21 protein-coding genes are annotated in these 24,643 nt (G+C 46.3%); 13 read left to right on the top strand and 8 right to left on the bottom strand.

Features of this window, described 5'->3' with window-relative positions:
• Window positions 1-66 precede the first annotated feature (66 nt).
• Both FQV43_RS03410 and FQV43_RS03405 read right to left on the bottom strand, forming a co-directional pair.
• Entirely contained in the window at window positions 67-1,644 is a 1,578-nt protein-coding gene (locus FQV43_RS03410; RefSeq protein WP_144274463.1) for an ABC transporter substrate-binding protein, read from the bottom strand.
• 245 nt (window positions 1,645-1,889) lie between these two features.
• Window positions 1,890-2,321 carry an NUDIX domain-containing protein gene (locus FQV43_RS03405; protein ID WP_146338880.1) on the bottom strand — a complete coding sequence of 144 codons (432 nt, stop codon included), beginning with the start codon at window positions 2,319-2,321 and terminating at the stop codon, window positions 1,890-1,892.
• 97 nt (window positions 2,322-2,418) lie between these two features.
• Here FQV43_RS03405 and FQV43_RS03400 point away from each other — a divergent pair, with 97 nt between their 5' ends.
• The 4 genes from FQV43_RS03400 to FQV43_RS03385 all read left to right on the top strand — a co-directional run bounded on the left by FQV43_RS03400 (window position 2,419) and on the right by FQV43_RS03385 (window position 7,088).
• A complete protein-coding gene (locus FQV43_RS03400; RefSeq protein ID WP_146338878.1) occupies window positions 2,419-3,291 on the top strand; it encodes a patatin family protein in 873 nt (290 codons plus the stop codon).
• A gap of 64 nt (window positions 3,292-3,355) precedes the next feature.
• The gene (locus FQV43_RS03395) at window positions 3,356-4,273 is read left to right on the top strand and encodes a DUF808 domain-containing protein (RefSeq protein ID WP_144274457.1); all 918 of its coding nucleotides are present in this window, start codon (window positions 3,356-3,358) and stop codon (window positions 4,271-4,273) included.
• Window positions 4,274-4,409: 136 nt separating this feature from the next.
• Window positions 4,410-5,909 (top strand): amino acid permease, encoded by a 1,500-nt coding sequence (locus FQV43_RS03390; protein ID WP_146338876.1) that lies wholly within the window; start codon window positions 4,410-4,412, stop codon window positions 5,907-5,909.
• 150 nt (window positions 5,910-6,059) lie between these two features.
• Window positions 6,060-7,088 (top strand): ornithine cyclodeaminase, encoded by a 1,029-nt coding sequence (locus FQV43_RS03385; protein ID WP_146338874.1) that lies wholly within the window; start codon window positions 6,060-6,062, stop codon window positions 7,086-7,088.
• 113 nt (window positions 7,089-7,201) lie between these two features.
• Here the strand turns inward: FQV43_RS03385 and FQV43_RS03380 are convergent, their stop codons facing one another.
• On the bottom strand, window positions 7,202-8,155 hold the full coding sequence (locus FQV43_RS03380) for a hypothetical protein (RefSeq protein WP_144274451.1): 954 nt from the start codon (window positions 8,153-8,155) through the stop codon (window positions 7,202-7,204).
• A gap of 231 nt (window positions 8,156-8,386) precedes the next feature.
• On the opposite strand from FQV43_RS03380, the gene FQV43_RS03375 reads away from it, so the two are divergent.
• A complete protein-coding gene (locus FQV43_RS03375; RefSeq protein WP_210415254.1) occupies window positions 8,387-8,818 on the top strand; it encodes a DUF2938 family protein in 432 nt (143 codons plus the stop codon).
• Between the two features lie 72 nt (window positions 8,819-8,890).
• On the opposite strand, the gene FQV43_RS03370 is transcribed toward FQV43_RS03375, so the two are convergent.
• The 3 genes from FQV43_RS03370 to ychF form a co-directional block, all read right to left on the bottom strand.
• The gene (locus FQV43_RS03370; RefSeq protein WP_146338872.1) at window positions 8,891-10,273 is read right to left on the bottom strand and encodes an amidase family protein; all 1,383 of its coding nucleotides are present in this window, start codon (window positions 10,271-10,273) and stop codon (window positions 8,891-8,893) included.
• Between the two features lie 90 nt (window positions 10,274-10,363).
• Window positions 10,364-12,319 (bottom strand): BCCT family transporter, encoded by a 1,956-nt coding sequence (locus FQV43_RS03365; RefSeq protein ID WP_146338870.1) that lies wholly within the window; start codon window positions 12,317-12,319, stop codon window positions 10,364-10,366.
• 55 nt (window positions 12,320-12,374) lie between these two features.
• Window positions 12,375-13,460, bottom strand: a complete 1,086-nt coding sequence (gene ychF, locus FQV43_RS03360) for a redox-regulated ATPase YchF (RefSeq protein WP_144274443.1) — start codon at window positions 13,458-13,460, stop codon at window positions 12,375-12,377.
• Between the two features lie 308 nt (window positions 13,461-13,768).
• Between ychF and FQV43_RS03355 the strand changes: the two genes are divergently transcribed.
• The 4 genes from FQV43_RS03355 to FQV43_RS03340 all read left to right on the top strand — a co-directional run bounded on the left by FQV43_RS03355 (window position 13,769) and on the right by FQV43_RS03340 (window position 18,190).
• The gene (locus FQV43_RS03355; RefSeq protein ID WP_146338868.1) at window positions 13,769-15,424 is read left to right on the top strand and encodes a sodium-dependent transporter; all 1,656 of its coding nucleotides are present in this window, start codon (window positions 13,769-13,771) and stop codon (window positions 15,422-15,424) included.
• A complete protein-coding gene (gene metS / locus FQV43_RS03350; protein WP_144274439.1) occupies window positions 15,421-15,588 on the top strand; it encodes a methionine/alanine import NSS transporter subunit MetS in 168 nt (55 codons plus the stop codon). Before FQV43_RS03355 ends, metS begins: the two co-directional genes overlap by 4 nt.
• A gap of 155 nt (window positions 15,589-15,743) precedes the next feature.
• On the top strand, window positions 15,744-17,183 hold the full coding sequence (locus FQV43_RS03345; RefSeq protein ID WP_144274960.1) for an AI-2E family transporter: 1,440 nt from the start codon (window positions 15,744-15,746) through the stop codon (window positions 17,181-17,183).
• Window positions 17,184-17,275: 92 nt separating this feature from the next.
• Window positions 17,276-18,190, top strand: a complete 915-nt coding sequence (locus tag FQV43_RS03340; protein WP_168195030.1) for a DUF6542 domain-containing protein — start codon at window positions 17,276-17,278, stop codon at window positions 18,188-18,190.
• 83 nt (window positions 18,191-18,273) lie between these two features.
• Here FQV43_RS03340 and FQV43_RS03335 read toward each other — a convergent pair whose 3' ends face one another.
• A complete protein-coding gene (locus FQV43_RS03335; protein ID WP_144274435.1) occupies window positions 18,274-19,290 on the bottom strand; it encodes a 4-hydroxy-3-methylbut-2-enyl diphosphate reductase in 1,017 nt (338 codons plus the stop codon).
• 130 nt (window positions 19,291-19,420) lie between these two features.
• Between FQV43_RS03335 and xseA the strand changes: the two genes are divergently transcribed.
• Window positions 19,421-20,662 carry an exodeoxyribonuclease VII large subunit gene (gene xseA, locus FQV43_RS03330; RefSeq protein ID WP_146338864.1) on the top strand — a complete coding sequence of 414 codons (1,242 nt, stop codon included), beginning with the start codon at window positions 19,421-19,423 and terminating at the stop codon, window positions 20,660-20,662.
• A gap of 59 nt (window positions 20,663-20,721) precedes the next feature.
• Window positions 20,722-20,994: an exodeoxyribonuclease VII small subunit gene (locus FQV43_RS03325; protein WP_144274959.1), complete on the top strand. Its 273-nt coding sequence runs from the start codon at window positions 20,722-20,724 to the stop codon at window positions 20,992-20,994.
• 22 nt (window positions 20,995-21,016) lie between these two features.
• On the opposite strand, the gene FQV43_RS03320 is transcribed toward FQV43_RS03325, so the two are convergent.
• On the bottom strand, window positions 21,017-21,598 hold the full coding sequence (locus tag FQV43_RS03320; RefSeq protein ID WP_246846951.1) for a DUF4245 domain-containing protein: 582 nt from the start codon (window positions 21,596-21,598) through the stop codon (window positions 21,017-21,019).
• A gap of 300 nt (window positions 21,599-21,898) precedes the next feature.
• On the opposite strand from FQV43_RS03320, the gene glpX reads away from it, so the two are divergent.
• Both glpX and FQV43_RS03310 read left to right on the top strand, forming a co-directional pair.
• Entirely contained in the window at window positions 21,899-22,900 is a 1,002-nt protein-coding gene (glpX, locus tag FQV43_RS03315) for a class II fructose-bisphosphatase (RefSeq protein ID WP_144274431.1), read from the top strand.
• A gap of 181 nt (window positions 22,901-23,081) precedes the next feature.
• Window positions 23,082-24,479, top strand: a complete 1,398-nt coding sequence (locus FQV43_RS03310; RefSeq protein ID WP_146338862.1) for a class II fumarate hydratase — start codon at window positions 23,082-23,084, stop codon at window positions 24,477-24,479.
• Window positions 24,480-24,643: the final 164 nt, after the last annotated feature.

Raw genomic sequence — 24,643 nt, 5'->3', positions numbered from 1 at the left:
CCCACTCCATCTTGCGATTATGCACATGAAGTGGGTAATTATGCTGTTTCATCTGTATATGACTTTTTATTTCTTGGTGATCTTGTAGTATTGCGGAACCGAGTTCCAGCCGTAAGTCACATTAGAAACATTTTCCGAATAGCCACCGGTCACATTTGAGTACCACAATGGGATACCTGGCAATTCTGTGAGCAGAATTTCTTGTACTTGGGTGTAGAACTCTTGTGCTTCTTCAGGAGTCTTTGCTTCTTGAGCTTTGCGTAGAAGGTCATCTACCTTTGGGTTGGAGTAATCGCCGTCGTTAGAACCAGCCCCAGTGTGGTAGACAGAGATCAAGAATGAACCTTGGCTTGGATAGTCTGCTTGCCAACCAGTACGGAATGCGCCTTGGATGGTGCGCGAATGTATGTCATCGCGCAATGACTTGAAATCAGGGTATGGGTTTCCTACTGCATCAATACCAAGAGTGTTCTTGATTTGGTTGGCAACTGCGTCTACCCATGCTTGGTGTCCACCGTCGGCGTTGTAGCCGATGCTGAATTCACCGGTAAATGGCGAGATAGCATCCGCTTTTGCCCATAGTTCTTTAGCTTTATCTGGGTTATAGGCAAGCACTTCTGCGCCAGGGATTTTATCGTTGTAACCCGCAACTACTGGAGAGGTGAAATCAGTTGCTGGAGTACGTGTGCCTTGGAAAATGGTCTTAGTGATTTCTTCACGGTTAATCGCCATAGCGATTGCTTGACGACGCAACTGCCCTTCTTCACCTGAGAAATGTTCAAGTTTCGATGGGATCGTAAAGCCTTGGTAGATAGCTGCTGGCTGGTTGACTGCTCGATCACCTAGTTCAGACTCAAAGGTGCTAAAAGCTGAATCTGGTACTGCATCGAGTACGTCGAGGTTATTGGATAGCAAATCGGAGTAGGCAGCATCTTGCGAAGGATAGAAAACGAACTTTATTCCGCTGTTTTCTGCCTTACGATCTCCCTTATAGTTCTCATTTGGCACTAGAATTGCCTGAGAGTTGTGATCCCAGCTCTCTAACTTATAAGGGCCATTACCATTTGGTTTCTCACCAAAGGTAGCCATATCGTCGAAAGCCTCATCGGGCAGTGGATAGAAAGCAGTGTGCCCTAGTTGAAGGGTAAACTCGGATTGTGGTGCTTTTAGTTCAATGGTGAAGGTTTTGTCATCAATGACCTTCAGGCCTTCGAGTTCTTTTACGCCTTCTGCATAGCCTAAAATTGGCTCGAAGAATTGCGCTGCAAGCTGGTTATTTTCTACCGCATAGTTCCATGCTTTGACAAAGTTTTCTGCTTTCACTGGGCTACCGTCGGCAAAAGTAATGCCGTCTTTGAGTACCACCTTGTAGGTTTTGTCACCTTCAAGTTCAATGGACTCTGCCATGTCATTGTGCGGCGTGCCTTCAGCGTCATAATAAACAAGACCTGCATAGAGCAAGTCAATCATCTTGCCACCGGAAGTCTCATTAGTATTGGCTGGGATTAAGGGATTTTGTGGCTCTGAGTTGTTGGCAACGACATAGCCGTCTTCACCGCCACTTGTGGAGTCAGAAGAACACGCCGCAAGTCCGGCAATAAGCGCTAGTGAGGAAGTAGCTACAATGGCTTTTCTTAACTTCATCAAATACACCTTCCAAATTTAATGCACGAGATCACTACCACTGCAGTATGCGTAGAGACAACCGAAGCAGTAATTAAGCGGTAAGCCTAGCATAAAGTTCTAGGACTCATTTAGTTATTTTATAGACTTAAGTCACTAAAACTATTTAATTATAGATATTACGAGGTAGAGTGCAGATATCCTGAACAAGAAATAATAAGCAGCTACCCCTTCGATCCCCTATCCAGGTAGCCAGCGCTACTATGTCACAGCTGTGTCAAAAAGGGAAACACAACATCTTTCGACAAAGGCGCCACACTTTGGGAATAAGCAGCCTCCGACGCCAAGTCAAACCAACAAAACTCAGCCAGTTCAGCAAAAACTTCTGTCACAGCAACAGCCGGAGAATAATCAAAAAGTTCACATTGCACCACATAGCCATCTTCATTTGCTGCCGGCGCACAAAAACTTCCTAAAGCCTGCAGTCTCGATGGATCTAGTTCGAGACGCAATTCTTCCCAGATCTCACGAATTGCAGTTTCTTGAGCACTCTCATGTTGTTCCCGCTTACCACCTGGGAGCATAAAAGACGCCGTATTATTTTTGCGGACGCTCAACACTTGCCCTTGAACATTACGGAGGACAACAGCAGCGATGCGAATAACTTTTTCCTGATCTAGATCAGCGTCGTTAAGCATTATTATGCTCCCTTCCTGCAATATCATAACCCTTTTGGGTAATGCATAATACTACCCCATGTGCGTTTATCGCACCTAGCACTTACAATACTTGTTCATGATCGTTGAGGATACTGCCCTAGTATGTGAAGGCGGCGGCATGAGGAACTCTTACTCTGCTGCTTGTATCTGCGAATTAATAAATAATGACATCAATTTCGGTTGGGTAGGCGGCATTTCTGCAGGTGCCTCCCATGCAATTAACTTCTTGTCGAAAGATACACACCGCACAAAGGCAAATTTCGTAGACATCGCACAGGATTCACAAGCAGGAGGTTGGCACTCTTTCATTCGAGGCCGAGGCTACTTCAATTCCGAATACATCGAACAACAATCAAGTGCCCACAACACCGATCTGTTCTTTGACTATACCCGCTACCAGGAAAGCACCACTGCGCTGCGCATTGGCGTCACCCGTGCCGATACCGGAGAAAGTTTTTATTTCGGTCGAGAAGATAGCACCGATGCTCCAACATTGATCAAACAAGTACGCGCCAGCTCGACAATGCCGCTTTTTATGCCAATTACCTGGATTGATAATATCCCCTACGTCGATGGTGCACTAGGGCGCTCTGGTGGTATAGCTATCGACGCAGCCCAAGCAGACGGTTTTGAGAAATTCCTCGTATTGCTAACCAGACCACGCGATTACAAACGCCCTGAAGTAGCTCACCCCAAAGCCCTCAGACGTGCTTTAAGAAAATGGCCGGCTGTTGCAGAAGCAATGATTCAACGTCCAAAATACTACAATGCCACCAAAGAATTGCTCTTCGAGCTAGAAAAACAAGGCAGGGCACAATTATTCTTCCCAGAGACAATGCCCGTTAGCTCCCGTGAATTGGATTATCAGAAACTCAAAAGCTCCTACGAACTTGGCTTGGCACAAACCAAACGAGAGTGGCAATCATGGCTTAAATTTTTTGCCAGCTAAACACATCAGCGTCATGCGTGCTAAAAAAGACATAGCACGCAGATAAAATAAGTGGAGGATTTTCATGGCTGGTGGACTCGCAGCATTACTTGACGACGTAGCGCTCATCGCAAAAACTGCCGCAGCAAGCATAGACGACGTAGCGGCCCAAGCTGCAAAAACAAGTGCAAAAGCTGCCGGAGTAGTTATAGACGATACTGCTGTTACCCCACGTTTTGTGGAAGGAGTTACCCCAGCAAGGGAACTGCCTATTATTTGGCGTATTGCCCGAGGCTCTTTATTTAACAAACTCATTATTATCTTGCCGATTGCGTTGCTGCTCAATGCCATCGCCCCCTGGGCGTTGACCCCCATCCTTATGGTTGGTGGTGCTTATCTCTGCTTTGAGGGAGCAGAAAAAATTATTGAGATGTTCTCCCATTCCTCTCATGAGGATAGTCAAGCAGACTCTGCCCAACCCAAAGATGAAAAGACACTTGTGCGTGGCGCAATCACCACTGATCTCATTTTATCTGCAGAAATCATGGTGATTTCCCTTAATGAGGTAGCTAACCAACCCTTATGGATGGAAGCTAGTGTGCTAATCATGGTGGCTTTCGTAGTTACCCTCTTGGTCTATGGTGCTGTGGGACTGCTGGTAAAAATTGATGATTTCGGCCTTGCACTAGGCAAAAAAGATAACGAAAGCACTCAGAAAATTGGACGAGCACTTGTTGTCGCAATGCCAAAAATCCTCAATGTCATATCAATAGTCGGAATGTTCGCAATGCTCTGGGTAGGTGGGCATATCCTCATTACAGGATTGGCAGAACTAGGATTCCCACTATTCCATGACTTAGTTGAGCATGTTTTGCACGCAATAGCCCCCAACGGTGGTCTATGGCATTGGTTGGTCGAGACTTTCCTCTCCCTCGTTTTTGGCACTGTTGTCGGTGGCATTATTGCTGTGATTATGCAGCTGTTTCACAAGAAGCACGCTTAGAGTCTGCTCCCTAAGCGGCTTTATGAGTAAAATCACAAGATAACAGTTTTATTCGCTTATCTTATCGCTCTAGATGTAGACTGCTAACGAGTGTGACAAGTGACACTTAATGCACGAAAGAGGGTTTTACATCAATATGAGTGAAAAAACTTCACCCCATGAGAGTTCTCGCGACATTTTTGCCGCGGAGGACACTGGACTCCAAAAGGGCATGGGTGCCAGACAGCTACAAATGATTGCCATTGGTTCCGCCATCGGTACCGGCTTGTTACTAGGTACTGGCTCCAGACTTTCACAAGCTGGGCCTTTCCTTGCGATTCTTTATCTTATCTGCGGATTCTTTGGCTATATCATCCTACGTTCACTCGGTGAGTTGATTATTTACCGACCAAGTTCCGGATCCTTTGTCTCCTATGCGCGAGAATTTTATGGCGAGAAATCAGCATTCATCACCGGCTGGTTATACTGGGGAAACTGGGCTATGACGCTCGTTGCAGACTCCACTGCCGTAGCAATTTATATTAAGTGGTTCTCGCAATACACATCGTGGCTTGATGCCGTTCCACAATGGGCACTCGCTTTATTCGTTATTTGTGCGATTCTATTTTTCAATATGCTCTCCGTAAAGATATTTGGTGAGCTTGAGTTCTGGTTCTCCCTCATTAAAGTAGTTGCGCTCCTCATTTTTATGCTGGTAGCAATTGGAGTAATCATCTTCGGACACCCCAGTGGATCAGCAGTAGGGTTCTCACTCATTGGCGAAGCTGGTGGTTGGACACCAAATGGTTTATTAGCAGCTATCGTCGTAATTCAAGGTGTAGTTTTTGCCTATGCAGGTATCGAGTTAGTTGGCACTACCTCAGGCGAGACAAAAAACGTCGAAAAGCTCATTCCTAAAGCAATTAACAGTGTGCTATTCCGTATCCTCATCTTCTACTTCGGTTCGGTATTGCTGTTGACTCTGGTACTGCCCTACACCACCTACGTAGCAGATGTATCACCTTTTGTTACTTTCTTTGACTCTCTGGGCTTGAGTGCAGCGGCACCAATTTTCCAGCTTGTCGTCATTACTGCAGCAATCTCCTCACTCAATGCTGGCCTCTATTCCACAGGACGCATTATGTACAATATGTCCACAGCAGGCTCTGGCCCCAAATTTGGTGCCCGGATGTCAAAAACAGGCGTACCATATGGCGGTATTGTGATGGCAGCAGGCGTTGGCTTGACAGGTGTTTTCTTGAACTATGTTGTGCCAGAAATGGCATTTGAGATTGTGCTTAACCTCGCCGCACTAGGAACAATGGCAAGCTGGGCTGCAATCGTGATTGCTCACCAAAAATTTGTGCGCCTTTCTCAGGAAGGCAAATACACCAGACCGCAATATCGTTCTCCGTTTGGTATCGTTGGCGACTGGCTCACAATTGCATTTTTGCTTCTCGTCATTGTACTTATGGCATTCGATTACCCCATTGGCACTTATACCCTTTTATCATCAGTATTACTGATTCCAATTTTTATGATCATGTGGTACAGCTGGCGGGGAAGAATTAAAGAGATTGCACGTCAACGCAAGGAACAGCATCTGAGCACTTCGACGTTCCAAGCATCACCACAAAGTGATTTGCATCGTAAATAACTGACTATTCATACAATACTCATCCTGCAGCATATGCCGTTCTCACTATGCTGCAGGATACCTTCTTTTTAGCGTAGTATGGAGATTGCTCAACCAGAGCATTGTTATGTTTCATACGTTCACAAGACATAAAAATTGAGAAAGGAAACAATGGTTAAGTTCGTTGATGTACCTAATATGGCTCGGTGGATCCAACGCGATGGTGTAGAAAATATCATCGTTAATATGGTCGATTATTTGGAACGCGACTATAAGCGTTGGGAGAAATTCCACAAGATTCCCCGCGTCGCTAGCCATACCCCTTTTGGCGTCATTGAGCTTATGCCTACTTCTGATAGTGAAGAATACTCTTTCAAGTACGTTAATGGGCACCCTTCTAATCCAGCACGCGGCTTCCAGACTGTCACTGCTTTTGGTGTGCTTGCTGATGTGGATAATGGTTATCCAACATTCTTCGCGGAAATGACCCTTCTCACCGCATTGCGCACTGCGGCAACCTCTTGCATGGTGGCTCGTCATCTTGCACGCAAGGATTCTCGTCGTATGGCAATGATCGGTGCAGGTTCTCAATCAGAATTTCAGGCTCTTGGTTTCCGCGGCGTGATGGGAATCGAAGATATCGCTATTTACGACGTTGATCCCGCAGCCATTGAAAAGTTCAAGCGAAACATGGAACCACTCGGTTTTAATATCACAGTATGCAACAGCACTGAAGAAGCAGTAGCAGGCGCTGATATTATCACCACGTGTACTGCAGACAAGGCACAAAATCAGATTTTGGCTGATCACCATGTTGCGCCTGGTGTGCATCTTAACGCAGTTGGTGGTGACTGCCCAGGTAAAACTGAGCTAGCATCTGAAATTCTCGATCGCGCAAAGGTTTTCGTTGAATTCCCTGAGCAAACACGCATTGAAGGCGAAATCCAGCAAAAACCTGAAGATTTTTCTGTTGTTGAATTCTGGAAAGTGCTCACTGGTGCAGAAAGTGGTCGTGATTCCGAGGATCAAATTACCCTATTCGACTCTGTTGGTTTCGCAATTAATGATTTCTCCGCACTACGTTACCTACGCGATAGCGTAAAAGGCAGTGAACTTGAGGTAGATATCGACATTGTTGCTGATCCTGAGGATCCTAAGGATCTCTTTTCACTTGTTGCCCATGTTCCGTCTTTGATCTAACTCTGATCTAAAATCTTATCCATGTAGATTGCAGAAAATACAAAAATCACCAGTTCACATCGAACTGGTGATTTTTTAGCGGTAATCTTTTAACAATGCAGTTAATGCACTACCTATGATTGCTCTTCCGTAGCTACTTCTTCAGAGTCACTCTCGACGTCAGGGGTAGGTGCTGCAGTAGACACAGGTTCAGAATCTACTACTTTAGCTGTCTCAACTGTGCCATCCCCTTGTACGCGCAAAATTACGCCTTCAGTACCGATTGCACAATCCAACATAGAATTGTCTTTAGTGCATACGTTATTGCCAACTCTGATGCGCTGGTTGTTTTCTAATTTCTTTGTATCGGTAGGGGCAGAGATCGTTACCCAATCATAGCCTTCAGGATCAGCTTTAATAGCATTGCTATCAGCTTCAGCTGGATCACTAGCTTGAGCTAAACAAGAAACAGCGTCCTCAGCAATGATGCAATAGCTTGTGGTGTCATCAGCATTATCGAAGCTGAACGCATACCCGTTCTCAGCCTTAGTGAAATCTTCAGAGTTAACATCAACAAATGTGTTCTCTGGCTGAGCAGTATTCGTAGCTGTTACCTGAGATGCATCTGTAGCTTGAGCACTTGTACGTGGCTCAGTAACGGTTTCTTCAGAAAAACCATTCTGTCCAGCTCCAGGAACCACTACTGGTGCTGCTTGTTGCTGTTCACGAGTAACACGCGAAGCAGCCCCAGCTCCTGAAGATCCTGAACCAGCAGATCCCGCCGAATTACCACTGCGTGTACCTGCGCTGTTAGCGCCTGCAGGAGCACCAGCAGCTCGTTTGGCAGTTGTTGCTTTGCGAGTAGCTGTCGCTGCTTTCTTGGTGCTTGTTGCTTTTCGTGTTGTGGTGCGCTGAGAAGTTGTTTTCTTAGCACTGGTGGTGGTTTTTTTGGTGCTAGAACTCTTAGTTGCACTGCTTGAAGTAGCGGCACTAGAATCGCTCTTCTCTGAGTCAGAGGAACACGCCGCTAATGATAAACCAGCTACACCTGCAACGGTGCACACTAAGATGCGTTTCAACTTGGTCATTTCACAAACCTTAATCTGTATCTTATTTTCCTGAAGAAAACTGCCAAAGAACCCTATGTTTTCTCAAAGGGTATTACAGCAAAAAATGCTAGCATTATTTCCTTCTAAACACACGCTAAGTAACACATAATTTTTTATCAGATATAGAAAATAAAATCTTAAGACGAAGCTGCTTAATGAAAGAGCATAAAACTTGCCCCCCCCCCGCTCTTTCTCATTACCATGAAAAAAATGAACAGAAAAACTTTTAGCACAACAATTGCTCGAGCACTTATCATCGGTAGCACAGCAACAGCGGTAATGGATATTGCGTCTGAAATTGTACGAAAAACAACAGGTGTACCACCGCTGAACTTAGACTTCGTGGGACGCTGGGTTTTAGGCATGAAAGATGGAAAATTTGTACATGAGTCTATTGCACAATCACCGTCTATTCCTCACGAACAGGCAGTAGGGATCGCCGCGCATTATTTAATCGGTATTGGATTTGCTGGACTCTTTGATAGTGCGCTGCCACAGTGGTCACGCAACCCAAGACTCATCGGTTCCATTGCTGCTGGCGTATCAACCACAATTGCGCCATGGTTTCTCATGCAGCCGGCTTTCGGTTTAGGTTTCATGGCATCAAAAAACACCACAACCGGCGGTGGCTGCATACCGTAGCCTGAGAGCACATACCTTTTATGGTATAGGACTCTACACAGGTGCTCGCCTACTCAATAAAGCCCACAAGAACTAAACGCCAAACTCATGAACCAATAACCCCGCATCCTCTAACTGCTTTCCTAGCTGGCACAAGAGTTTTTCTCCCTCACCAGGATGAGTTTTTCCAGCAATAAATTGCACGGATACAGGCAAACTATCCTGCCCCACCGCAACGGGCAAAGCCAAAGCAGGGTGCCCAGAAACATTCCACGGCATCACATATGCAATAGAGGGAATGGATTTTATCATTGCCCGAATCAACCCGCCTCGCTCAAGCACACCGATCTTATCTGGACGAGAAGCTGTTGTAGGGGTGAGCAGCACGTCGTACTGGGCAAAGTTGCGTTCCATCCGCTCCCCAAAACGCTCACTGTGCTTTAATGCCCATCGAAGCACTGGCCCGCGCGCCCAAAAACCGAGCTTTGTGGTGTACTTGTGTAATTTCTCTACCTTTTCTGGGTGGTCAAGATCCTTAATTTCTGCAATGAGCCCAGCAAAAAACTGTACGACGAAAGGCAATGTTGGATCAGCAGGGCGACGATCAATACTGTCTATCTGATGCCCGAGAGAACGTAACTGATCAGCAATGTTTTCCACAGCACGCTGATGATCCTTAGGGAGTTTTGCTAGTGGGCTACACGGCGTGAGGTTAACACCGATACGTAATTTCTTTGGTTGCTGTACTGTTGCTTGTGCTTGTTCGCTAGTTGTTTCGCTGTCCACACGACCAGTGATGACATCAAACATCAATTCCGCATCACGCACACTACGCACAATAGGACCGGCAACTCCCAGGTGATACCACAAATGATCATAAGGAGCAGTGGGGACAACACCACGGGCGGGCTTGAGCCCCACCAAACCACACCGATCAGCAGGAATACGGATAGAACCACCACCGTCACCGCCGAGAGCAAGAGGAACAATTCCAGCAGCTACCGCAGCTGCCGAACCGCCGGAAGAACCACCCGGTGTGCACGCATGATTGCGTGGATTGCGAGTAATCCCAAAAGCCTCAGACTCTGTGAAAGGGAAGGCACCAAAAGCAGGCATGGTGGTTTTGCCAATAATAATTGCGCCTGCATCACGTAATCTTTGCACAGTAAGGGAGTCTGTTTTCTTCGGTATGGAATTGGCGTTCGTGCCAAATGTTGTCGCAGTTCCCGCAACATCATTTTCATCTTTGATGGCAACGGGAACACCGTGGAGAACTCCACGTTGATTCGCAGGCATAGCGTCGAGCTCTTGTGCCCTGGCGAGGGCTTCTTCTTTGAGCACCACAGTAAAAGCGTTGAGGGTAGGATTATGCTGTTCAAGGCGTGCTAATGCTGCTTCTATGCCAGCGTACGCCCCGTGTTTTTCTACTGCTTCACGCCATTGGTGGGCGTCGAACGTGTGCCATGCAATCATCATTGTCCTCCTGTTGGTGTCACACTCTCACTTAAAGAAGTAGTTTCTAATACACTATAGATACTCGATATGTTAGACACCAGAAATGGCTCATCAACCCTGGTTAGGACCATCATTAGGCTCCGCCAAATACTCCCCTGTTTCGTAGTCATAGCCCACACGATTACCCTCTTCATCGGTTCTGGCATACCACTCGACCACTTCTTCTGCCGTGGAATCAAAATCTGCGCCTGTGGCATACTCTTCTTCTTTGCTTGCCTCAATTGCCAACGCAAAATTATCACCATATTCACGCACACCATGCACTACCGCATTTTCTACAGCACGATGCTGGAAAACTTGGCGAATGGTTGTCGGATCATGACGTAGTTCCTTCACCAACGCTACTGCCATAGCAATCAAAATCAGCGCGAAGGGCAAAGCAGTAATAGTAATAAGATTCTGCAATCCTTTAAGCGCATTATTTCCACCCGAAAGCAAAATAACCACAGCAATACCAGACATACACAATGCCCAAAAAGCAGTAACTATACGACGAGGCTGCGGATTTCCCTGCTGCGATAATTGCGAATTCACCAACGACGCCGAATCGGCAGAAGTAATAAAAAATACTGCCAGCATCACTACCACCGCACAAGACACAAAATGCGACGCAGGCAAATGATCAAGTAGCACAAAGATCGTGTGTTCTGGACTTGGCATCGCTGCTGGATCATTTCCAGGAGCAATATCGCCATGCTGGCGCTGTAGCCAAATAGTCGTACCACCTAAAATGCAAAAGGCAATGATGATAATGCTAGAAGGAATAAACAATACGCCAAAAATAAATTGCCTAATGGTGCGACCACGAGAAATTTTTGCGACAAATACTCCAACAAAAGGTGACCAGGAAACCCACCATGCCCAGTAGAAAGTTGTCCAACTAGAGAGAAATTCTTGCATTTTCTCCCCTTGGCCCATGTTAGCTCCAAGCATCTCAGGCATCTGCCCAATGTAGGTCATCAATACCCCTGGCAGCATATTCATCAGAAAAGCAGTAGGACCAAGTACAAAAATGAACACTGCCAAAGCTATTGCGAGAACAAGATTGATATTCGAGAGCCATCTAATCCCCTTTGCCACCCCGGACACAGCAGAGGCAATAGTGCCAATAGTCAGCAGCACAATAACAATGATGGCCAAAGTATTTCCTTGACTCGACCAACCAGATACCAGTTCTACACCTGTACTTATCTGAATTGCACCGATTCCTAAAGAAGCAGCCGTACCAAAGAGAATAGCGATGATCGCCAAAGCATCAATAATACGAGCCGGAGCTGAGGTGCTAGATTTATTACCAAACAGAGGCATAAGAATCGAGCTCATCAATGGCACGCGTCCTCGTCGATAAGAAACATAACCTACCGACAACCCAACAATGGCATAAATGGCCCAGGCGTTGAGTCCCCAATGCAGTGCCGACTGCGCTAGTGCTCCTAATACTGCTTCATCCGACGCAGGTTCATAGGCACCAGGGCGCGGATTGAGATAAAAGCTCAATGGCTCATATGGCCCAAAGAAGATAATGCCAATACCAATCCCCGCCGCAAAAAGCATTGCTGACCAGGATAAAGTAGAATACTCTGGTTCTTCGTCATCAAGCCCAAGTGGAATTCGCCCATAACGCGAAAGCGCAAGGGCAATGAGAAATACGCTCAAACCAATGGCAATCGTGGTAAAGATCCAACCAAGATTGCGCATAACCCAATCCAAGGCGATACTTGAGCTATAAGAAACTTGTTCTGGAGCAATAACACCCCAGATAACAAAGGCAATAACAATCACACCAACTATAAAAGTTATCGGTCTATCAATACGATAGTTGATGCGTTGATCTTCGATACTCACTCCAGGAACGAGTGCTGGGTGAATACTATGCGGATATGTTACCTCTTGCAAAAACGTACGACTACGCCCAGAGGGAAAATGATCGTGCGTACTCTTCGTACTTGTCGAACTACTGTCTTTACTATCTCTACTGTCAGGTGCGTTCTCGTCAATACTGGACATAATGTGCCCCAGTATAACGAAAACGCTTTTCGACGCCCCTAATAGTGGTTAGAAACTAGACATTAAAACGGAACTCAACCACATCGCCGTCAGCCATGATGTAGTCTTTTCCTTCTTGGCGCACCCGTCCGCGGGCTTTGGCCTCTGCCATAGAACCAGCAGCATCCAAATCCTCAAAGGAGACAATTTCAGCTTTAATAAAACCACGCTCAAAATCAGAGTGGATAACCCCTGCTGCCTGCGGCGCAGTGGCTCCCTGTGGAATAGTCCACGCACGTGCTTCTTTAGGTCCAGCTGTCAGATAGGTCTGCAAACCAAGAGTAGCGAAACCAGCTTTAGCCAAAGTGTGTAGTCCAGGTTCATCCTGTCCCACAGAATTAAGCAGCTCTAGTGCTTCTTCTTCATCTAACTCAAAAAGTTCAGTTTCGGTTTTTGCATCCAAAAATACGCAATCAGCAGGAGCAACTAATTCTCTTAACTGCGCTTTGCGATCTTCGTCGCTGAGCACTTCCTCATCTGAGTTAAAGACATAAAGGAAAGGTTTTGCAGTCATCAAATGCAGCTCACGTAGGAGGGATAACTCAATTTCTCCTTGTTTAGCAGCCACAAATAGCGTGCGACCGTCTTCTAAAACACTTTGTGCTTTCTTTACTTCAGCTACCGTTTGTGCAAGTTCTTTGTTCTTGCGCGCTTCTTTTTCTAAACGTGGTAGTGCTTTTTCGATAGTCTGCAAATCTGCAAGCACGAGCTCGGTATTGATAACCTCAATATCTGCACTTGGCTCTACTTTTCCATCAACGTGGATAACATCGTCGTCGGCAAAGGCACGAACGACCTGACAAATAGCATCCGCTTCTCGAATGTTTGCCAGAAAAGCATTACCCATTCCTTCACCGTCTGCAGCGCCTTTGACGATACCTGCAATATCAACAAAAGAAACAGTCGCTGGCAAAATACGCTCTGAGGAGAAAATCTCCGCCAGACGATTGAGGCGTTGATCCGGCAACTCCACTAAACCAACATTTGGCTCAATTGTGGCAAATGGATAGTTAGCTGCTAAAACATCATTTCTAGTTAAGGCATTAAAAAGAGTGGACTTGCCCACATTAGGCAATCCGACAATTCCAAGAGTAAGGCTCACAACAAGCCATAGTAACACCCATTCACAATCGAGATGATAATGACCCTAGACTTGCCCCAGACTTGGCTCACGCTTGGCCATTTTCTCGGTAATTTTCTCGATGACCATTCAAGCGTTTAAGATACCTACTATTCAGCAACGATCTACCCGATATCGTCGCTTAGATTCCAAGAGCATATGCCCCACCCCTAGGTTAGTTCTTGTATATTTCATTATCTTCTGCTATTTAATTCTATTAAATTATAGTTATTTGTGTGGTTGCATATCCGCTACTTGTGCCACACATATTCGTCGAAAAGGTTGTGATCATGACTGATTCACCCAACAGTCCCCAACAAACTCAAGGGACACGTCGAGAGACATTCTCTAGCCGCTGGGTATTTTTGCTTGCTGCTATCGGCTCTGCTGTAGGACTCGGTAATATCTGGCGTTTCCCCTATGTCGCATATGAAAATGGTGGCGGCGCTTTCTTAATCCCCTACATGATCGCGCTGATTACCGCCGGAATTCCACTGCTCTTCCTTGACTACGCAATGGGACACCGCTACCGCGGTTCCGATCCACTCATCTTCCGTCGCTTCAAGAAGTGGACAGAACCAGTGGGTTGGATTCAAGTTGGAATCTGCTTCTTTATCACCATTTACTATGCCGCCATCATCGGCTGGGCATTGCTCTACACCATAAAATCCTTTAACCAAGCATGGGGCAAGGACACGGAAACCTATTTCATGAACGACTTTCTTCATGCAGATACGGCTTCCTCTTTCACCGGTGAATTCGTACCACAGATCCTCCTTGCCATGATTGTCGTATGGGTCGCGGCAATCATCGTCGTCGCAATGGGAGTCGATGCTGGTATCGGCAGAATCTCAAAGATTTTCATGCCCGTACTCACCATCCTATTTTTGATCGTTGTTATTCGCTCGCTGTTCCTCAATGGTGCCGCCAATGGTCTTAATGCGTTCTTCACCCCAAACTGGGAAGCACTCAGTGACACCAAAGTATGGGTTGCTGCCTATGGACAGATTTTCTTCTCCCTCTCAGTGAGTTTCGGCATTATGATGACCTACTCCTCCTACCTCAAACCACGCACCAACCTCACTGGCACTGGCCTGGTGACCGCATTCGCCAACTCTTCCTTTGAGGTTTTAGCAGGTATTGGTGTGTTTGCCACCCTAGGATTTATGGCAGCTGCGCAAAACACAGGTGTTGATCAGGTTGCGCAATCTGGCATTGGACTGGCTTTCATTGCTTTCCCAACCGTAATCAACCAAATGCCTATGGGCGCAATTTTCGGTGTATTCTTCTTTGGTTCACTGACCATAGCTGGCTTTACCTCACTATTTTCCCTATTCGAGCCAGTTGTTTCAGCTTTTAAGGACAAACTGGGAACAAAACGCACTCCTACTGCAGTCACCATTGGCATTATCATGGCTGTCATCTCTATCGTGCTGTTTTCCACCACCTCTGGTCTGGGCACACTCGACATTATGGATAAATTCACCAACAACGTCGGCATTGTGCTTATCGCATTAATTATCATCGTTGTCGTGGACTGGATCTTGCGCCGTATTGGTGAGTTCTCTGCACATCTCAATCAAGTATCTTCATTCCAAGTAGGCACCATCTGGCGTATATGCGTGGTCAATCTCACCTCCCTGGTGCTGGGATACACTTTGCTGCAAGAACTCATCAGTTTGGCAAAAGAACCCTATGGTGGTTATTCCAGCACCCAGGTCGCCCTCTACGGATGGGGTGTTCTCGGCATTATCGCAATAGCATCTATCGTGATGAGTATCGTCAGCTGGCCAAAGAATCTGCCTGTCGACGGTCCTCCTGGCTCTGATTTTGGTATTGCTCCAGAAATTGCGCGTACTCCTACGACACCGCAACAATATGACCCAGAAAAACCACGTATCGCTGGTTTCGCCATCGAACAATACAACCGAGAGGAATTACGATGAGTACCATTGCCATTATCATGTTAGTGCTATTCATCGTGGTTATTTGGGGTGGACTGATCCTCAGTCTTGTGCACTTGCAGCGCAATCCCGATGAAAGCTCCGGCATTTTAGGAAATTCAGAAAAAGCTACCGACGAGGTGCTTATCTCCCAAGAATATCGCTAAATAGTTCATGTGCCCTAGCTGCCTGATTATGAAAGTTTTTCTTCATAATCAGGCAGCTTTACTACCACCGCTGACAGTTATAAGGCAGAATATACATCGTGAGCACAAGCGAAAAACCAACGCATAACGTCGAAAGCAATAACACGCAAGAAAACATGAATAGTGTCGATGTTTCTGCTCCACCAGCACATGACGCAGAAACAGTGTTTGAGCAGCTCAGCCCAGCCGACAAACACCCTATTGACCGTTCTGTTGTCATTGTTGATGGGGTTCGCAGACTCGCGCAATGGTCATTGCGGTTGCTCTTGATTTGTGCCGCAGCCTATGTGAGTTGGTTTTTGCTGAAAAAAGTATGGGAGGGTGTTCTCCCGATCATTCTCGCCCTCATTATTTGCACAGTCCTATGGCCACCCGTTGCAGCATTACGGAAGATAGGTTTACCTGCAGGATTTGCTGCTTTTTCCGTTATTCTATCCAGCATTGCATTTTTGGGCGGGATTATTTATTTCATCGCACCCGACGTTGTCCGCCAATCACAAATTGTTTATCATCAAGCATTTGAGGGAATTCAGCGTGCTCAATCATGGCTCCAAGGTCCCCCGTTCAACCTTGACGATGACAAAATGGCAGAACGGCTCAACTCCGCAATACAGTGGCTGCAAAATAAATCAGGCAAAATAGCCAGCGAAATTTATTCAGGAATTGGTATTGCCACTTCAGTGCTCATCACGGCCGGTATTGTCCTCGTCTTAACATTCTTCTTCCTCAAAGACGGCGATAAATTCCTCCCCTGGCTCAGAAGAATCACCGGTCAACGCGTTGGCTGGCATTTGACAGAAGTATTATTCCGTGTGTGGAACACCCTAAGTGGATTCATTCGCGCCCAAGCAATAGTCTCATTAGTCGATGCGTTCTTCATTGGGCTTGGATTATACATCCTTGGGGTACCTATGGCTTTTACCCTGACAGTGCTTACTTTTATTGCTGGTTTCATTCCTATTTTGGGTGCTGTTGTTGCCGGTGCTTTGGCAGTATTGGTGGCATTGGTTTCCTTGGGGCTGACAAAAGCAATTATTACCTTGATCATTGTGCTGGCAGTTCAACAATTAGAAGGCAATGTATTGTCCCCTATTTTGCAATCGCGCGCTATGAACCTGCACCCTGCAATTATTTTGCTTTCAGTAACTATTGGCAGCAGCCTTTTTGATATCGTTGGTGCGTTTTTAGCGGTACCAGTTGCTGCAACTATTGCTGTATTCTTGCATTACATAGAGGATATGATCGCATTGCGTTCTGGCGAGAAAACTGCTGAGCAAATCAATTTTGTTACTACGGCAGGAACACTTACTGCAAAAGAAGGAGAAGAACTGGGACGAAAATTCCGTCTCCAATTCCTCGCTAATTTAAGCGGTAACCACACAACTAATACAGTAGGTAGCGAACCACAAAGCGATCCAGAAGATCCCCAGAAAGAAGATCATGAGGATGTGCATGATCACAAAACAGATAGTGCGATAAGCTCACGACGTCGATCAAGCTATACCTACCGTGCGTTGCAGAAACTATCTTCGATCATTGATCCAGACAAAAAATAGCGCATACCAAGAGTTTCATACCGACACGTTGCCTATATGTGTACGAAATAAGCCGCGAACAGGTACTATAGTCATTTGTGACGTACCATTCTATGCAAAAACATCGGGCGCCGAGTGGCTTGAAGAATCAAGGTACTACGCCATTCTTTGGCATTCCATTATGGTGTTCACTACTCATTTTCTCTGGTGCCTTACTCATTGGGCTATTTATCAGTGTTCATAGTGCAGCAATCGGAGTGCCTTACTTTGTTCTTTTTGTAATCGCAGCAATAGGAATTGCACTTGTTACCAGGCCACAGGATCTTTTCCTTACAGTCTCGAGCATTCCGATCATTTTTGGCATATTCACCATCCTCACTGGATGGTGGGTCGTTTCCGCTTCCACAACAAATAGCGCCGAGGGGATAAGCAAAACCCGTATTATTACCGCTGTCTATCCACTTGCCCAGCACTTCCCCATTTTTTCCATTATCACCGTAGCAGTCATCATTATTGCTTTTCTGCGTATCCGATTATTGCAGCTTAGTGCAAAGCGTAGTGCTGCTCATGCCCAAGAGCATCGCATCGTACAAAAGCACCAAAACCAGCGGAATGTCGCTACCGCACAAAAAGCTCGTTCACAGACGCAACGGGTACGTCGTCATGCAAAAAATGCTAACGCAGTGACTGTAGAAGAACTTTTGCGCAAGAAAAATCGCTCAAGAACAGCAAAAACTACCACTGTGCGTGATCCACAACGACGTCAAGCACGTACCTACGCTCCACGTCCACAACGCACACAGCAGCATACCCAACGTGATGTTACAACTCACAGCACAGCAGAAAATACTACAGGCAACAAGGCGCACCCCCATAGTGAACGCCCACTTCGCTCACGTGAGAATATCCGCACTCCACAGGTAATAAACTCGCCGCATGATGAGAACTCTCAGGTTCCTCCGCAACACACATCTTCTCGTATTCGTCAAGAAAAACGTCGTTCGTTCAACCGAGATTTATACAGCTAGATACTTGCTAGGAAGTGCCAAAGCATAATCTAGCGCGACCACTCACAAGCTGCAGTGGTCGCTTTAATGTACGCGCGGCGGTTTTATGCTCGAGGCGGGCGTAGATCACGTGGCAGCGAGAAAGTAATTTTCTCAGCAGCTGTTAATACCTCTTCCACCTCACCATAACCACGTTCATTCAAGAATGAGACAACATCACGAACCAGAATCTCCGGCACTGATGCTCCTGAGGTTACTCCTACTACTTCCACGCCTTCTAGCCAAGCTGGATCAATCTGGTGCGCATAATCAACAAGATAAGAATGATCAGCACCTGCTTGTAAAGCCACCTCCACCAGGCGCTTTGAGTTGGAAGAGTTCTGAGAACCCACCACAATTACCAACTGCGCTTGCTCAGCGATAGCTTTGACAGCAACTTGCCGATTTTGTGTGGCATAACAAATATCATCGCTAGGCGGATCCTGCAGATTATCAAAACGTTCATGGAGCTTCTGCACAATAACCATTGTCTCATCAACAGAAAGTGTGGTTTGAGAAAGCCACACAAGCTTTTCGTTATGCAAGAACTCAGGAAGTTTATCCACTCCAGCAACGCCATCTACAAGGTGCGTAATTTCTGGAGCTTCCCCTGCAGTCCCCTCCACTTCTTCATGACCTTCATGGCCAACCAAAAGGATATGGTAGCCGTCGCGAGCAAAGCGCTTAACCTCATTATGGACTTTAGTCACCAGTGGGCACGTAGCATCAAGAGTCTTTAGCTTAAGCTCGCGTGCTTCTTCATGTACCGCAGGGCTGACACCGTGCGCAGAAAACACCAGGTTTGCTCCCTCAGGAACCTCATCAGTTTCATTAACAAAAATAGCCCCGCGCTCTGCTAAAGTATCGACGACATAGCGATTATGCACAATTTCTTTGCGAACATATACCGGAGCACCGTATTTCTCCAATGCGCGTTCCACAGTTTCTACGGCTCGATCCACCCCCGCACAATAACCACGCGGCGCTGCGAGCAAGATTTTTTTTCCTTGTGACGGCATATCATCTCCCATGCTATGCGTAGCTGAAAAAGTAGCGGAAGTGGCAGTTGTCGGCAAAACCATAGCAACCAGCTTAAACTACAGATTCATTTTCTTCATCTGCACTGTTCAATACCTATTTCCCGATATGTCGCATGAAGTTATTAATATAGAACATACATCTCAAGACAATCAGCAATGAAGGAGGGCTCGCATGACTCAGCAATCACCTAGTCCAGAAAATGCGTGGCCAGTGCGTGAAGTAAACGCAAAAGTCAAAAGCTGGATTGAGCGTTTGGGTTCTATTTGGGTTGAAGGACAAATTACACAGCTTAATTCCAAACCCAACTGGAAAATGAGCTATATAACACTGCGAGATCCTCAGGTAGAAGCAAGTATTTCCCTCACTTGCCCTACCCAATTGTTAAAGACATTACCCACCCGACCCCAGGACGGAGATCGAGTGGTCGTTTTTGGCAAACCCAATTTCTATGAAGGTCGTGGTACATTCTCACTGCTCATCTCCGATATTCGTCCTGTTGGCATTGGTGAATTGCTCGCAAAAATTGAGCGCTTACGCAAGCAGCTTGCCGACGAAGGTCTATTCGACCCAGCACGCAAACGCGCTTTACCGCTCTTGCCAAGAAAAATTGGTCTTATCACTGGTCGTGGTTCTGCAGCAGAAAGAGATGTAATCTCCGTTGCCCAAGCGCGATGGAGCAACGTCGATTTTCGCGTCATCAATACTGCAGTGCAAGGTCCTCGAACCGTCCCGGAAGTCATTGCAGCTTTGGGGGAACTCGACGCCGACCCTGACATCGACGTGATTATTATTGCCCGCGGCGGAGGTTCCGTTGAAGATTTATTACCGTTTTCAGAAGAGGCACTCCAGCGCGCTGTTGCACAAGCAACTACACCTGTCGTTTCGGCGATTGGGCACGAACCAGATAACCCTGTGCTGGATAATGTTGCTGATGTGCGCGCTGCAACTCCTACTGATGCCGCCAAGCGCGTCGTCCCCGATGCACACGCCGAACAAGAACTTATCACTCAACTGCGTAACCGTAGCGCCGGTGCACTACGCAATTGGGTACATAATGAGTTGCATCATCTCCATGTCTTATCGAATAGACCAGTGCTCAAAGACCCTTATGCACTCATTAGAAACCGAGAAGAAGAACTCATCCAAGCACACTCTAGATTACGCAGAGAAATACAAATTTTACTCGGCAATGAAATAACAACCATTACTAATCTTCGTAATCAAGTAAGCACTCTCGGACCTTCAGCAACACTTGCTCGTGGTTATGCAATTGCACAAGTTATCTCACGCAATAGCAATGCAGCTGAAGTGCTTACCTCTATTGAACAAGCACCTCCCGGTAGCCAACTACGGATCAGAGTCAGCGATGGCTCAATCAGTGCAGCTGCTATGCAAACCCATAAAGCAGACTAATCCCACTCTCATTCCTATCTTTATGCATACTAACCAAAGGATCCATTAGCATGAATACTATGAATTCCCAGAACCCAGATGTAATCGGTAGCGGTACACATGATGCAGATTTTGCTGCTGTCGAAACACTTTCCTATGAACAAGCTCGTGCTGAACTCATTGAAGTTGTAAAAATACTAGAGCTTGGACAAATGAGCCTCGACGAATCATTAAAATACTGGGAACGTGGTGAAGCACTAGCAAAATGCTGCGAACAGCACCTTGCCGGTGCAAAAAATAAGGTTGAGAACGTACTAGCACAACATCCGACGCAAAACGAAACAGCCGAATAGCCCCCTGCCTATTATCAATGGGCTACATTGCAGTATCTAATGGTTGTGCGCGCATTGTTTGGCGCAGCACCTCGTTAAACTGTGCCTCAGTAGCAGCACCAGTAACCACTAATCGTACGTCCGCTAAATCGATAATGCGTAGCTCACGAACCTTCTTATCTGACGCAGCAGCTACCTGGACAGTCTCACCATCAAGTTCATAGGTTCGCGCAATCTCTCGAACATTCTCATCATATTTTTCTACGATTTCTGCCACAGATAAATCTGTTTGCACTAATTGCACATAACCATCTTTATCGTTCTCTGAAAAAACCCATCCCACGACAGGAGCTGGCGAACCCGCTATATCAGCACGTCGCGCCGAATTAACTGTCCAATCCTGCGGCATATCTGGCAAACGCACTGGAAAAGTAGCTGCTCGTGCTTCTAAAGAAAAAAAGGCGGGAGCATCAATCTTTGTGACCGGAACGTGCTCTGCACTTTTACGATCAAAACTACACATACCTGTAAAAGCTACAAGCGCAACCATAACGACAACAATTACTCCTACTGAGTAAAACATATCGCGTCCGTCTTGAAAGATTTTCGGTTTTTCTTCAGCCACAAATCCAGTATGGCACGTTTCGCTTTTTAAGCGTTAGCTCATAAACAGCGTGGCATATCTAACAAACACTTTTCGCCATAAAATTTCCACCCGCTATCAGGACTTTCCGTGCGTCGAAAGCAAGGAAGAGGATATTTTAGACGCAATAACCACTATATTGCCCTTATACGGGTGTAGTGGTACCACAAAAACAAAAGAAAGAATGGAAGAATTAAAAACGGATAAGGAAGCAAAAAATTATCCGTGTGTTAAGAATAATTGACATTCTAGATTCCTTTTTGCCACAGGAGGCATACGTTCATGAACGTTCATCTTACCGAGACACCAGATCGTAATCTCGCACTCGAGTTGGTTCGAGTTACCGAAGCTGCCGCATTAGCATCTGGTCGCTGGGTTGGTCGTGGAATGAAAAACGAAGGTGATGGCGCTGCCGTTGATGCAATGCGCAAGCTCATCAACTCGGTAGAGATGAATGGTGTCGTCGTCATCGGTGAAGGCGAAAAAGACGAAGCACCTATGCTCTTCAATGGTGAAAAAGTTGGTACTGGAGTAGGTGCTGAGGTTGATATTGCTGTCGACCCCATTGATGGCACTACGCTCATGGCTGAGGGACGCCCTAATGCGATCTCTGTTATTGCTGCTGCAGAACGTGGTTCCATGTATGATCCCTCTGCAGTGTTTTATATGAAAAAAATCGCAGTAGGCAGTGAAGCTGCAGGTAAAATCGACATTACTGCTCCTACAGAATACAACATCAAGGCTGTGGCTCAGGCTAAAGGTATTTCGCCTAGCGACGTTACTGTTGTGGTTCTTGATCGTCCACGCCATATCACTTTGATCAAAGAAATCCGTGAAGCAGGAGCAAAAGTGCGACTTATTCGTGATGGTGACGTCGCCGGTGCCGTATCTGCTGCACAAGATTCTAATTCCGTGGATCTTATGATGGGCATTGGTGGCACACCAGAAGGAATTATCGCTGCCTGCGCTATGAAGTGCATGGATGGCGAAATTCAAGGAATGCTTGCACCAAAAGATGAGGCAGAGGCTGCGAAAGCACGTGCGGCAGGGCATGATTTGAGCCAAGTTCTCACAACTAATGATCTCGTACGATCTGATAACTGTTTCTTTGCTGCTACTGGTGTCACTAATGGCGATATGCTGCGTGGAGTGTCTTATCGCAAAAACGGAGCCACCACACGTTCATTAGTTATGCGATCTCGCTCCGGAACAATTCGCTATATTGAATCTGTGCATAAGCTGCCAAAACTTGCTGAATACTCTGTTGTCGACTACGCAGAATAAAACAGATATAGATCTGCTATGTCTTTGGTGCCCCCAGAGATACCCCAGAGCTATCAAGAAAAGAAAAAATAGTCCATACTTGTGGTGTTGCTCTGTATGCTAAGCAATTCTAAGCAGGTTTGCCCAGAGTATCTGACTATAAGACTTCATATCCGAACACATATACAGAAAGTGATGAAAAATGACTGAGTATCGTATCGAACACGACACAATGGGTGAAGTAAAAGTCCCAGTTAATGCACTATGGCGTGCCCAAACACAACGTGCTGTTGAAAACTTCCCTATCTCTGGTCAAGGTCTAGAATCTGCACAGATTCGCGCGATGGGGCTACTCAAAGCAGCCTGCGCCAAAGTTAATAAAGATCGTGGTTTACTCGACGCGCAACAAGCAGACGCAATCATTAGCGCAGCTCAAGAAATTGCCGATGGTAAACATGATGCAGAGTTCCCTATCGACGTGTTCCAAACCGGTTCTGGTACATCATCTAATATGAACACCAACGAGGTCATTGCTTCCATTGCTAAAAATAATGGCGTAGAGGTACACCCTAATGACCATGTCAATATGGGACAGTCCTCTAATGACACTTTCCCTACTGCAACTCATGTTGCCGCCACAGAAGCAGCTGTTAAAGATCTCATCCCAGGTCTTAAGGTGTTACACCAGTCTTTAGCTGCTAAAGCAAAGGCATGGGAAACCGTCGTTAAGTCTGGTCGCACTCACCTCATGGATGCAGTTCCAGTAACACTTGGACAAGAATTTTCTGGCTATGCTCGCCAAATTGAAGCAGGAATTGAGCGCGTAGAGGCAACGCTACCACGCTTGGGCGAATTGCCTATCGGTGGTACTGCTGTAGGAACCGGTCTGAATACACCAGCAGACTTCGGCGAAAAAGTTACTGCTGAGCTCGTTAATCTGACTGGATTATCAGACTTGCGTGAATGCGTCAATCACTTTGAGGCACAGGCAAATCGTGATGCGCTTGTAGAGTTCTCCGGCGCAATGCGTACTATTGCTATTTCACTCAACAAAATCGCTAATGATATCCGCTGGATGGGTTCTGGACCACTTACCGGCCTGGGCGAGATTCGTCTTCCTGACCTTCAGCCTGGTTCTTCTATCATGCCAGGCAAGGTTAATCCAGTGCTGTGCGAGACTGCAACCCAAGTGGCTGCCCAGGTAATTGGTAATGATGCAGCTGTTGCATTTGGTGGTTCCCAAGGCGCATTTGAGCTTAATGTGTATATTCCTCTCATGGCACGTAACGTACTTGAGTCAGCGCGTTTGCTTGCTAATACAGCTCGTGTTTTTGCTGAGCGTCTTGTTGATGGTATCGAGCCAAATGTAGAGCATATGCGCACTTTGGCTGAGTCTTCTCCTTCTATTGTTACCCCACTTAACTCTGCTATCGGCTACGAGAATGCAGCGAAAGTAGCAAAGACAGCGCTCAAAGAAGGTAAGACTATTCGCCAAACGGTCATTGATTTGGGCTTTGTTGATGGTGAGAAACTTACCGAGGAAGAACTTGATAAGCGTCTCGACGTGCTTTCCATGGCAAATACTGACCGCGATAAATAAGCACGCACACATTTCGTGATGTGAATCACCTATAAATACTGGCCATATCCAGTATCACATAGCTCCCCGCTACTTTTTGTCTTTACGTAGCGGGGAGTTGACTATACTTTTAACAACTCTATTCCGTGTACTTTGTACTTCCCTGTACTTTCCTTGCAAAGGAG

Origin of the sequence: Corynebacterium sp. sy039, from assembly GCF_007904105.1 — a bacterium.
GTDB lineage: Bacteria > Actinomycetota > Actinomycetes > Mycobacteriales > Mycobacteriaceae > Corynebacterium.
The sequence above is the reverse complement of the archived record's forward strand: the minus strand, read 5'-3'. Positions and strand labels throughout refer to the sequence as shown.